Source organism: Lysinibacillus sp. 10T31, from assembly GCF_056394365.1.
This window is the reverse complement of record NZ_JBFTHS010000083.1, coordinates 1-12330: the sequence shown is the minus strand read 5'-3', so window position 1 is coordinate 12330 and position 12330 is coordinate 1. Positions and strand designations below refer to the sequence as shown.

General features: G+C 38.5%; 11 protein-coding genes and 1 rRNA gene. 6 read left to right on the top strand and 6 right to left on the bottom strand.

Annotated elements, in window-relative coordinates:
- Positions 1-33: 33 nt before the first annotated feature.
- Positions 34-149: ribosomal RNA gene (gene rrf, locus AC1DCY_RS25700) — 5S ribosomal RNA — on the top strand.
- Between the two features lie 217 nt (positions 150-366).
- On the opposite strand, the gene AC1DCY_RS25695 is transcribed toward rrf, so the two are convergent.
- From AC1DCY_RS25695 to AC1DCY_RS25675, 5 genes are all read right to left on the bottom strand, one after another.
- Positions 367-1821 (bottom strand): alanine/glycine:cation symporter family protein, encoded by a 1455-nt coding sequence (locus tag AC1DCY_RS25695; RefSeq protein ID WP_477355101.1) that lies wholly within the window; start codon positions 1819-1821, stop codon positions 367-369.
- Between the two features lie 759 nt (positions 1822-2580).
- Positions 2581-3798: an NAD(P)/FAD-dependent oxidoreductase gene (locus AC1DCY_RS25690; RefSeq protein WP_477355098.1), complete on the bottom strand. Its 1218-nt coding sequence runs from the start codon at positions 3796-3798 to the stop codon at positions 2581-2583.
- Positions 3788-4129: a (2Fe-2S)-binding protein gene (locus AC1DCY_RS25685; protein ID WP_477355095.1), complete on the bottom strand. Its 342-nt coding sequence runs from the start codon at positions 4127-4129 to the stop codon at positions 3788-3790. The genes AC1DCY_RS25690 and AC1DCY_RS25685 overlap by 11 nt, the downstream gene beginning before the upstream one ends.
- A gap of 2 nt (positions 4130-4131) precedes the next feature.
- On the bottom strand, positions 4132-4395 hold the full coding sequence (locus AC1DCY_RS25680; RefSeq protein ID WP_053485199.1) for a (2Fe-2S)-binding protein: 264 nt from the start codon (positions 4393-4395) through the stop codon (positions 4132-4134).
- Positions 4396-4537: 142 nt separating this feature from the next.
- Complete coding sequence (locus tag AC1DCY_RS25675; protein WP_477355092.1) at positions 4538-6241, bottom strand: sigma-54 interaction domain-containing protein; 1704 nt, start codon at positions 6239-6241, stop codon at positions 4538-4540.
- A 152-nt stretch (positions 6242-6393) separates the two neighbouring features.
- Between AC1DCY_RS25675 and AC1DCY_RS25670 the strand changes: the two genes are divergently transcribed.
- The 5 genes from AC1DCY_RS25670 (at position 6394) to AC1DCY_RS25650 (ending at position 12072) form a co-directional block, all read left to right on the top strand.
- Positions 6394-7575, top strand: a complete 1182-nt coding sequence (locus AC1DCY_RS25670) for an NAD(P)/FAD-dependent oxidoreductase (protein WP_477355090.1) — start codon at positions 6394-6396, stop codon at positions 7573-7575.
- Positions 7572-8591 carry a proline racemase family protein gene (locus AC1DCY_RS25665; RefSeq protein WP_477355087.1) on the top strand — a complete coding sequence of 340 codons (1020 nt, stop codon included), beginning with the start codon at positions 7572-7574 and terminating at the stop codon, positions 8589-8591. Before AC1DCY_RS25670 ends, AC1DCY_RS25665 begins: the two co-directional genes overlap by 4 nt.
- 12 nt (positions 8592-8603) lie before the next feature.
- Positions 8604-9476: a proline racemase family protein gene (locus AC1DCY_RS25660; protein WP_477355084.1), complete on the top strand. Its 873-nt coding sequence runs from the start codon at positions 8604-8606 to the stop codon at positions 9474-9476.
- A gap of 31 nt (positions 9477-9507) precedes the next feature.
- A complete protein-coding gene (gene dapA, locus AC1DCY_RS25655) occupies positions 9508-10410 on the top strand; it encodes a 4-hydroxy-tetrahydrodipicolinate synthase (protein WP_477355081.1) in 903 nt (300 codons plus the stop codon).
- A 177-nt stretch (positions 10411-10587) separates the two neighbouring features.
- A complete protein-coding gene (locus tag AC1DCY_RS25650; protein WP_477355078.1) occupies positions 10588-12072 on the top strand; it encodes an aldehyde dehydrogenase family protein in 1485 nt (494 codons plus the stop codon).
- A 148-nt stretch (positions 12073-12220) separates the two neighbouring features.
- Here AC1DCY_RS25650 and AC1DCY_RS25645 read toward each other — a convergent pair.
- Positions 12221-12330, bottom strand: a 110-nt coding sequence (locus tag AC1DCY_RS25645; protein ID WP_477350376.1) for an IS3 family transposase, incomplete at its 5' end; no start/stop codon positions are given.

Below are 12330 nucleotides of genomic sequence, written 5' to 3'. Positions count from 1 at the left end.
AGAAATACGATGTATATTGAAAGCCGACAATAGTCTAGTGATGATGGCAAAGAGGTCACACCCGTTCCCATACCGAACACGGAAGTTAAGCTCTTTAGCGCCGATGGTAGTTGGGGGCTTCCCCCTGTGAGAGTAGGACGTCGCTAGGCAATGTAAACAGTCAGCTGAGTGCTGGCTGTTTTTTATTGTTAAAGAAACAGCATAGGTGCTAAAGTGCTATATCCTCGTGGTCGCTTCAATCCCTAGGGTTGGATGTAAATGGGCACTTTAATGCAATTAACTATCGACAAAAAGTTAACACTATTGGCAATTAAACACTGAAAGAGCAACTACAAACCATTAAAGTTTTTGTAGTTGCTCTTTTTTCTATTTAGTGTGTTTATGCTTATCGCTGTACTCTATCCAGAAATCAGCGTTTTCAATGCCTACTTTTCGCGGATCAAAAATCGGATCGAGCCCAGCCTTCTTTTGACGGTCGTAATCACGCAAAACTTTTATAGCTGGTTTTGTTAATAAGACGATTGCAATAAAGTTTAAATAACTCATACTGCCGAATCCGATATCTCCAAGACCCCACATCAAACTAACAGATTGAACACTTCCAATATAAACTACAATTAAGAAGACTAATTTTAAAACTAATTTTAATACTGGGTATTTCAGTTTTTTATCTAAATATACGATGGTAGTTTCTGCGATATAGTAGTAGGCCATTAAAGTTGTAAATGCAAAAAGGAAAATGGCTATAGCCACGAAACCACTACCAAAATCATTAAACACAGTAGAGACTGCCGCTTGTGTATAAGCAGTACCTGCCACAACGCCAGGAATGTTTTCAACTAGAGGCGCTGTTGCTCCAGGAGGTGTTACATTATACATACCTGTAATTAAAATCATTAAAGCAGTTGCTGTACACACGATAATAGTATCAATGTAAATCGAGAAACCTTGTACTAATCCTTGTTTAGCTGGATGGGATACTTCAGCAGCTGCAGAACTGAATGTTGCTTCACCAGCTCCAGCAACATTTGAAAATACGGAACGTCTTACACCCCAAGCGATGGCAGTACCAATTATACCCCCAAATATTTCGTTCGTACCAAATGCACTTGTAAAAATTAATTTAATCATATTAGGAATTTCACTTGCATGAGCACCTAAAATAATAAGTGTTAAAAGAACGTAGGCAAGCGCCATGATAGGCACAATTTTATCGGCAACTCGAGCAATACGTTTAACACCACCAAAAATTATTAGTCCTAAAAGGACAACAATCACTATACCCGTTATATATGGAGAAATATTAAATGCTGTACTAAATGAAGTGGCAATTGTATTTGCTTGAATACCGGGTACTAAAATGCCATAAGAAATACAAATAACAAGTGCTACAAAAATAGCGAAACCTTTAAGTTTTAAACCTTTTTCAATATAAAACGGTGATCCACCACGATATTGATTATCTGCTTTTTCTTTATAAACCTGTGCTAGTGTTGATTCAATGAAAGCGCTTGCGCCTCCGAGGAACGCCATTACACACATCCAAAAAACTGCACCTGGTCCACCCGCTGCAATAGCAGTAGCTACACCTGCGATATTACCAACCCCAACACGTCCAGATAATGCCATACAAAAAGCTTGGAAAGATGATATTCCTTCATTTGATTCTTTTCGTTCACGCAATAATCGTATCATTTCTGGAATATAACGAAATTGTACAGCTCTAGTCAGAACAGTAAAATACAAACCTACACCTAATGCTAAATAAACGAGTGCATTTCCCCAAATATAATCGACTAACGTATTAACGATTGCTTCCATATCATTTCCCCCTTGAACCAACGAATTCTTTTTTCTTGTATTCGGAGCATTTTCCCAAGATTAAGTACTTCCATTTACAACTAAGAAGAATCCACAAATCGTCTTCCTACCATAGGACATAGACTTTCTGTCGTTAAGGATTACGCAAAGTTAAAAATACCTCCCTTCAAAATTTTCCTCCCTTATAATTCTTAATGCATTATCTGTGCCATAAAGCAAAATATGTACTTGACTGCAAATAAAAAATCCTTTTCTCCGTAGTATGAGAAAAAGATTTTTTACTTCTTTCAGCAAGTGTTTTTGTAGCGCAAGCGAAGCGTTAGCTACAAATGGTTTTATAGTGAAAGCAAAGCGGAGCTATAGAAGTCTCCCACCTCTAGAGGTGGTGAGATAAATGCGGGTTAAAGTTATTTTTCAGCAGGTGTCCAAACATCGGCTGAATCAAAGGAACTCGGGCTAAGAACTTCATATCATGTGAAAACGCCTGAGTGACCAACATTGTGTTGTTGCAGCTGCCGCTTCACTTTCGCACAGACAAAAAGCAGCTGCGTTAGCACTACGCTTTCGCACAAAAAACATTTGTTGGTCTAAAGCCTCTGGCAGAAGTCACGGAACGGCTTTGTGTTTACACAAAGCCGTTCCAAGGCATAATTGATTAGGTCGATCTGTTGTTTACGCTGACTCGAATGCTTGTAGTGTGTAATATTCTTATTTCCAAAAGTTATACACTTTTTTGTTTTGTCTAAAATACTGACAGTTTTATTTAGTAACTTTTGGGAATGATTCTATCCAAATTTTTTTCAATTGTTGGCGACCTGCTAAAACTTCGGGGTGGAATTGAATATGTGCGTTTGCTCTTGTTGTCTCTATATCTTCAATAGCGAGTTGAATTTCTTGCATTGTAGTGCCAGTATTTAATTTCTGTGCTATTGTAAGAGCAGCAACTTTGCCTTGTGCTAATGCAACTTTCGCCCCTTCAATACCTGTAATATTACCCGCAACATATAGCCCCTCTAAGTTAGTTTCCATTTGCTCATTATGTAATGGGATAAACCCCCCTAATTGTTCAATATAATGGAATGGACAACCTGCTAATGAAGCAAGTTCTGCTAAAGGATATAATCCGCCAGCAATACAAACAAAATCTGCTTTAATGCGTTTTTCACTGCCCGGAACGATGGAGCCGTCAGTATTCACTGTTGCGATAACAACTCCTTCTACACGTTCTTTACCGACAATTTCAACGACCGCTTTTCGTAACATTATTGGAATATCCCACATTTTCACTCCGTTTTTTGGATAGAAGGTAATGCCTAACTTCTTCATAAATTCATTTTTCATAAACTTACTTCCGATTTTAACAAGGGGGGAGGGGGCCATATGAGATACATGTAGTAATGAATTCATGACCTCTAAAGGGTTTCCGCTATCCTCTGTTAGTAAGTTAGTAGCAGGTAATGTAATAGCTGCTACTTGAACGCCGGCGATTTGTAATTCCATCGCGATGGCTGAGGAAAGTACGTTAACCCCAATAATAATCCCCCGTTTGCCAGGCTTTACACGATGTACATTTGTCATTACTTGTGCAGCTCCAACAGACATTACACCAGGAAGTGTCCATCCTGGTATTGGGAAAGGTGATTCAGCGGCACCTGTAGCTAACAAAAGCTGCGTTGTACGAAATACGCCCTTATTTGTATAGACGATCCACTCCTGCTCAATTTTTTCTAAATCCGAAACGCTTGTTTGGAGTAAAATCTCAACATTTAGGGCTTTTGCATGTTCCAATAAACGCCCGGATTCTACAATACCATTCCACCATTTTCCTGGACTTTCTTCATATAATTGTCCAAGTAAGCGTCCTCCTGCATATAAGTATTCATCGATGACTAGAACAGCTATATTTTTTTCTGCTAATGTAATAGCGGCAGAAAGCCCAGCAGGACCAGCACCAATAATGATCACTTTATTTTCCATTATTCTCCCTCCAGTCACGTACCGACGTAGGAAGTATCTTACCACTTTTCACAATCATGCCGTCATAGACTGGTGTTATACACGCGCGTTGTCCTTCTAAGCCGTTGACATTGACGCGACACTCAAAGCAGTGGCCAATATTACAGTAGATGCCACGTGGTTGACCTGTGTCTTCATGGACACGTAAGGTGCGAATGCCATTTGCAAGTAGGGCAGCTGCTAATGATTCACCTTTGTATCCTTCATATTCTTGGTCATCAAAAGTGAAAGACACTTTGTCATTTGGAGGTAAAACTCCTAAAACAGGGTGGCTCATAATACGTTCAGTCATTATTAAACCTCCCCTAGGTCGGCAAACCGCACAGGACGAATGGGTGCCTGATATTTTAATGAAATTTCGCAGTCTGGTCGTGGGTGATGTTTGTGTGCGATTTGATCAACCATTGTACGACAAGTACGACCACCACAATAGCCCATACCTGCCCGCGTTCGTAGCTTAAGTTCACGAGCAGAGCAATTATTTTTAGATGCTACTTCTACGAGTTCATCGTAGCTAACTTCTTCACAACGACATACAATCATAGATTTATTTTGCATAACTACACCCCTAAGTAAGGAATTTTATTTACATATTAGTTACTGCAAAAACTGTGCCATGAAGTGTTTTTAGAAGTACATTAATGGCTTAATGCAAATTGAAAGAAAAGTGTATAAAAATATAGACACTTATTTCAAAAAATTAGACATTGATGTTTAATTTTTTTAATCGATTGTATAATGTAGCTCGAGTAATGCCTAAATTTTTAGCACAGATTTTTTTATTGCCATTTACGAGAGCAAGCTGCTCTAAAATAATTTCACGTTCATAATGCTCTAGTTGATTGCTTAGTTGCGTCCCTTGTGGAAAATCTTTTCGCACATTGAGTTCACTTTTTGGAACGGCTTCTAAAATATCAGCAGGTAAATCTTCAATATGAATGGCCCCTTCATCAGAAAAAACAACGAGGCGTTCTATAACATTACCTAGTTCACGAACATTTCCTGGCCATGGATACTGCAAAAGAATTTGTGCAATTTCAGGAGGAATTCCTTGAATGGGCCGATTGTATTTAATGGATTTTTCGTATAAGAAGTAGTTACTAATCTCCAAAATATCTGAAGCCCGTTCTCGTAGTGGTGGCACCGTGAAATTTACGACATTTAAACGATAATATAAATCTTCTCTGAATTTCCCTTCTTCCACCATTTGCTTCAGATCCCTGTTAGTAGCGGCTACTAAATTAAAATCGACATCCATTTCTTTCGTGCCGCCTACTGCATAAAATGTTTTTTCCTGCAGCAATCGTAAAATCTTTACTTGCATATCTAAAGGCATTTCTCCAATTTCATCTAAAAACAGTGTACCTCCTCGGGCAAGTTCAACTTTTCCTTTTTTTCCTTTTTGATGTGCTCCAGAAAAGGCTCCTTTTTCATAACCAAAAATCTCACTTTCGAATAAGCCACTTGGAATAGCCCCACAGTTGATGGCTACAAATGGTGCATCTGGTTTTTCACGAATTGCGTGGACTGCACGTGCGAAAAGCTCTTTCCCGACGCCACTTTCTCCGTAGATTAAAATATTTGCCTCGGTTTTTGCGACCTTTTTTACTTTTTCGAGCACCTTTTTAAGTGTGGGGCTATTACCACGAATAAGTGTAAATGGGTCATAGGCTAAGCCGTTCGTATTCATCTGTTTCTCTAAATTCAATAATTTTTCAGAAGTAATATGAAGCTCTTCGTTTAATTTTTTTACATGGGTAATGTCTGTTTCGGCTACGACTGCGCCTATCGTTTGATCGTTTAACATAACAGGATTGGAATTAATCATTACAACAAGATCTTCACGCGGAAAATGCTGTTGTTGATAAACGAATTTTCCATGCTGCAGTGTATGTAAAATTTCAAGTTGATCTTCTTTAAAGAAATCTGTGATTGGCTTTCCAATAATATTTTCCCCAGATACAGAAAAAATTCTCTCCGCTCCTTTAGTCCAATAAACCACGTTTTGATTACGATCAATGACAGTACACGATTCATTAATCGTTTCTAAAATGGTATTTAAATAAGCGTTTATACACTCTAACTCATAAGCGAGATCGTACATCAAGGAATCTTTCGATAAATATCCTATATATTGCTTCGTTTCATCACGTATTAGTAAAAATTCATATTCCTCCAAATAATCAAGAGCTGTTTTGATTGGACAATCCATGCGAACAATTTGACAGGCTATATATTCAAAATCACTTTTCCTTTTACCTCGTTTCACTGCATAAGGCTTCTCATTTTCAATGACAAAGTACTGTATCTTGTCATCGTTAAGTTTAGTGATGACATCCTCTATTGGAATAAAAGCCAAATTCAGTTTTAACATTTTATTCATAATTAAATGGTATGGATGCAAAATAAAGCCCCCTCATTAATCATTTGTCTAATTTTTTTGAATAATATAAATAATTTTGACACATACTACATAGTTTATCAAACAAATTCCGAATAGATAGATTGGCACGTTTTTTGCAGAATGTTAAGTGCTAGCAAAAAGGGGGGAGAGTCTTGCAGAAATCTCATCATGATATCGTAGTTATTGGAGGTGGCATTATTGGCGGGGCAATTGCTTATTATTGTGCAAAGGCGGGTCTGGAAATAATGGTACTCGAAAAAAATGAATTGGCGAGTGGTACATCTTCTCGCTGTGATGGAAATATTTTAGCTATAGATAAGGATCCGGGCTTTGACAGCCAGATGTCATTAGTAAGCCAGCAATTAGTACATGAGTTAGATAAAGAGTTGGAAATTAAATTTGAATATCGCAACCCAGGAAGTATTCTTGTTTGTGAAAGTGATATAGAAATGGAAGCCGCTCAGCGATGGGTAACTCGTCAACAAGAAGCGGGTTTAGAGTTTAATATGTTAGATCGCGCAGACTTGCGAAACGAGTCAAAATTTTTTGCAGATGATTTATATGGTGGATTGGAGTGTAAAACAGATTCCACAGTAAATCCTTATATGCTGACATTTTCTATGTTCCATACAGCAGAAAAATTTGGTGCAAAAATACGAAAACATACAGAAGTGAAAAACATAAAGAAACAGCCAAAAGGCACGTTTTTAATCGAGACTAACGAAGGGATAATGACAGCCAATAAAGTTATTAATGCTTGTGGTATTTGGGCTCCGTTTATCGGACAAATGCTTGGTGTTGACGTACCTATTAAGCCGCGTAAAGGACATATTATTGTGGCATCGCGTCAGCAACCAGTTGGCCTACGAAAGGTTATGGAATTTGGTTATTTAATTTCAAAGTTTGGCGGAGAGCGTACGGTGGATGCGGATATTGAAAAATATGGAGTTGCTTTAGTATTTGAACCGACAGAAGCACAAAACTTTTTAATAGGGAGTAGTCGCCAATTTGTTGGCTTCGATACGAAAGTAAATCATGATGTCGTGAAAATGATTGCCAGACGTGCAGTACGTTTCTATCCGAAAATCGCAGACATGTCGATTATTCGTACATATGCGGGGCTAAGACCATGGACGGAGGATCATTTACCAATTATTTGTGAAATAGAGGAGATACCAGGCTTCTACATAGCGGCAGGCCATGAAGGGGATGGTATTAGTTTAGCAGCAGTCACAGGAAAGCTTGTGCAAGAATTGCTACAACACAAAGATACATGTATTCCTACTGAGCCAGTGAATATAAATCGATTTAAGAAAGGGGTACTCCACAAATGAAATTTCAAAAGTTATTTACAACAATTGATACCCATACAGGTGGAAATCCAACACGTTCACTCATTAGTGGCATGCCGAAGCTTGAAGGTAAAACGATGTCTGACAAAATGCTTTATATGCAAAAGCACTTTGACTGGATCCGAAAATTTCTTATGAACGAACCTCGAGGACATAGCGTCATGTCAGGTGTTATTATTACGGACCCTTGCCATCCGGAAGCTGATTTAGGTGTAATTTATATTGAAACTGGTGGCTACTTACCAATGTGTGGGCATGACACAATTGGCGTCTGCACAGCTCTTGTTGAATCGAATTTAATTGAGGTTCAAACCCCTTATACTCATATTAAATTAGACACGCCAGCAGGTTTAATTGATGTGAAAATTAAAGTAGAAGATGGCATGGCCAAAGAAGTAACGTTTAAAAACGTACCTTCTTTTCTATTAAAGACAGTTGAAATTGAAGACCTTACACTTGGTATTGTTGAATGTGAAATTGCGTATGGCGGTAATTTTTACGGCATTATAGATGCTAGAAAAATAGATCTCGATTTATCAGTAGAAAATGCTACGAATATTATTAATACAGGTATTCGTCTTCGCAATGCCGTGAATGCCAAGGAAGAGATCGTACATCCTGAGTTTTCGTTTATTCATGGGTTAACGCATATCGAGTTTTATACAGATCCAGTAAATGAGTTAGCGGATTTGAAAAATACAGTCGTTGTACCGCCGGGCGGAATTGATCGTTCACCGTGTGGTACAGGTACTTCAGCTAAAATTGCGACACTTTACACGAAAAATGAGCTCGCTATTAATGAACAGTTCATTTATGAAAGTATTGTAGGTACATTGTTTCAAGCACGTGTACTAGAGGAAGTAGCTGTTGGTGATTTAACAGCTGTTATACCAGAAATAACAGGATCTGCATGGGTAATGGGTATGCATCGATTCTTTTACAATGATCAGGACCCGTTAAAAGAAGGCTACCTGATGATTCCACCAATGGATCACTAGAGGAGGATTAATATGAACTATCATAAATCTTTTCAAACGATTGATACACAGGTAGTCGGAGAAGCTTTTCGCATAGTCGTGCAATCGCCTATCGCAATTTCTCAGGAAAATATAGTGGAAGCGGCTAATGCATTAAATACACAATTTGAAAATACAAAACAACTTCTATTAAATGAACCACGTGGGCATCGTGGTATGAACGGATGCATTATTTTGCCATCAGTCGTTGCATCATTCCGTTTATTATTTTTCCAACACGATGCTTCTACAGATTTTAAGTATGAAGCACTTGTAGCTACGACAACAGCATTAATAGAGCTTGGAACAATTGAAGTATCAGAGATTGATATATATACGATTGAAACAGTAAAAGGTATTTACAAAATAAATGTACAACTTTCGGAAAAAAATGATGCAGTACTGTCAGTTCAATTAACAGTGAAGCCGGCGCTTGTAGAAAAAGAATTCGTAGTGGTAGATGGTGAGCGACGTTATATTGTTTTAGAAAAGCCACAACAATTCAAGGCACTTGCCCTAGATGAGCTAGCAAATATTAGTACTTGGGGAGTAAACGAGAGTACCAAATATAGTGCAGCTGATGGTGTCATTGTGTATGAAAAAGTAGACAGTGAAGTGCGTTCAGTAACATTTGAACGTGATGGCTATATTCTTCGTTCGCCAAGTGTAGATAGTACACTTGCATTAATAGCAGTCTTAGGCGATGAGGCTGTTCAAAAAAATAACAGTATTTTTTGCAGCTGTATTGAAATTGTAAACAAAAATGAGGTTGGCTACGAAATTGCATTAACAGGATATATCACAGGAATCCATCAATTTGTAGTAGACAGTGAAGATCCGCTACAACAAGGATTTGTCATTGTGTAAATATTATTGAATTACTAAGGAGGAAAGAAGTATGAAAAAATTAGAAGGTGCATTTCCAGTATTAGTAACGCCAATGTTAAACCAAACAGACATCGATTGGGATGGCTTCCGTCAAAACATCGAGCGTTTTATTGATGCAGGGGTAACAGGTATTGCCATAAACGGCAGTACAGGCGAATTCGTAAGTTTATCTAAAGAAGAGCGCTTTAAAGCGGTAGAAGTAGCAGTTGATCAAATTAAAGGTCGTATTACATTAATTGTTGGTACGGCTGCAGAAACAACAGCGGGGGCAATCGAGTATACACAACAAGCTGAACAAGCAGGAGCAGATGCAGCTTTGCTCATTAACTCTTATTACGCACATCCAAAAGATGAAGAAATCTATTTACATTTTAAATCAGTTGCAGAATCAGTAAGCTTTCCAATTATGATTTATAATAATCCATTCACTTCTGGTGTGGATATTGGCTTAGAAACAATATTAAAAGTTGGCCGAGACGTACCAAATATTACACATATTAAAGAATCGAGCGGTAGCATTGGCAAAGCGCGTGATATTGTGCGTCAAGGACGAGACAACATTAAAGTGTTCTGTGGCTCAGAAGATTTAGCAATTGAATCATTCCTTGTTGGTGCTGTTGGTTGGATTTCTGTATCAGGAAACATCGTGCCAGAACTTGTAACGGAATTATATAACAATGTAAAAGACGGCAATCTGGATGAAGCCTGGGCTATTTATGATCGTTTATTACCATTATGTGCGTTTTTAGAAGGATCAGGTAAATACGTACAAATTGCAAAGCGTGCTATGGAATTAAAAGGTTGGGCGGGTGGACCTTGCCGTTTACCACGTCTTCCATTAACTGAGGAAGAAGATGCACAACTAAAAGCAATCTTAGCTGACTTAGACATACTTGTTATCGAGCATAAATAATTTTGAAAGCAATCGTGTCGGCCATCGTGCAGGCTTGGGCACAATTCAAAATCCGGACGCAATGTTTATTTGTAGCGAAAGCAAAGCGATAGCTACAACAGGGTTTTGTCTGTGCGAAAGTGAAGCGACAGCAACATTGAAGCCAAGGTGAAATTGATGATAAGAAAGGGTGGCAAAATGGAAGCATTATTAACATTGAAACCAAAGGTGAAGGAATTTTTACAATCGACAATTGGTTTATATATTAATGGTGAGTATGTACATTCTCAATCAGGTAAAACATTTGAAGTATTAAACCCGGCAAATGAAGAGGTAATTGCAACAGTATATGAAGCACAAGCTGAAGATATCGATATAGCTGTACTGGCTGCACAGAAAGCATTTGAAAATAAATGGTCCATCATGGATACAGCAGAACGCTCACGTATTATTTATAAATTTGCAGACTTACTAGAGGAGCATCGGGAAGAACTTGCACAGCTAGAATCATTAGATAATGGTAAGCCATACAAAACGGCTTTAGCTGATGATGTGGACGGTACTGTACAACATTTCCGTTATTATGCAGGATGGGCAACAAAAATAACAGGAAAAACGGTGCAAGTATCAAAGGATTACTTAAACTACATTGTCCATGAGCCAGTAGGGGTTGTAGGGCAAATCATTCCATGGAATTTTCCGCTTGCAATGGCTGCATGGAAATTAGGCTCGGCATTAGCAGTAGGTTGTACAGTTGTTATTAAACCGGCAGCGGAAACGCCACTATCCTTATTGTATGTAGGTCAATTAATGAAACAAGCTGGCTTCCCAGATGGTGTTGTGAACATCGTACCAGGTACAGGTGAAGCAGGTGAGGCTGTTGTTACACATAAAGGTGTAGCCAAGGTAGCATTCACTGGATCCACAAAGACAGGAATTCACGTCATGAAAAAAGCAGCAGACGATGTGAAAAGTGTAACATTGGAGCTTGGGGGTAAATCTCCAGCAATCGTTTTACAAGATGCAGACGTAGAAGAAGCAATAGAAGGAACATTTGCTGGGACAATGTACAATCACGGACAAAATTGTAGTGCATGTACAAGGGTCTTTGTACACAGTAGCTTATACGATCAGTTTGTTGAGCGACTCGCCGAAAAAGCAAAAACATTAAAATTAGGACCAGGGCTAGATTCAGAAACAGATATGGGGCCACTTGTTTCACAAAAACAACTGAATACAGTACTTGGTTTTATTGAAAAAGGAAGAGAGGAAGGTGCACGTCTAGTAGCAGGCGGGAAGCGTGAATTTAACAAAGGTTATTTCGTACAACCAACTGTATTTGCTGATGTACAGGATGATATGACAATTGCTCGTGAAGAAATATTCGGCCCGGTTATGTCTATTTTCTCATTTGACACAGTAGAAGAAGTGATTGCTCGTGCAAATGATAGTAAGTATGGACTCGCAGCAAGCATTTGGACTGAAAATGTGAAAAAAGCACATTATATCGCTAGTAAGCTACAAGCAGGAACGGTGTGGATTAATGATTTTGGTTTAGAGTGGGAAACGATGCCATTCGGAGGCTACAAGCAATCAGGTGTTGGTCGTGAAATGGGCGGCGAATATGGCTTGTCCAACTATACGGAAGTTAAAAGTGTCTTCGTAAATATGAAGCAAAACTAAGCCGATTCCTTGGACTCATCGTATGCCATAGGGAAGTGCCCTGTCAGAACGGAAATCAATCTCATTTTAGGGTGGTAAGCCTTCATCTATAGGAAAAGGAGCTACCAAATTTAAAATGTACCCTTTGTAAAGGACATTTAAAAAAAGGTTAGGCAACTTTTTGAAGCTGCTGTCTGTATTTTGCAGGCGGCAGCTTTTTTAAATTCCATTGCCCTCGATAATGATTGTAGTAAATCATATAACTCTTAATTTCTTTTT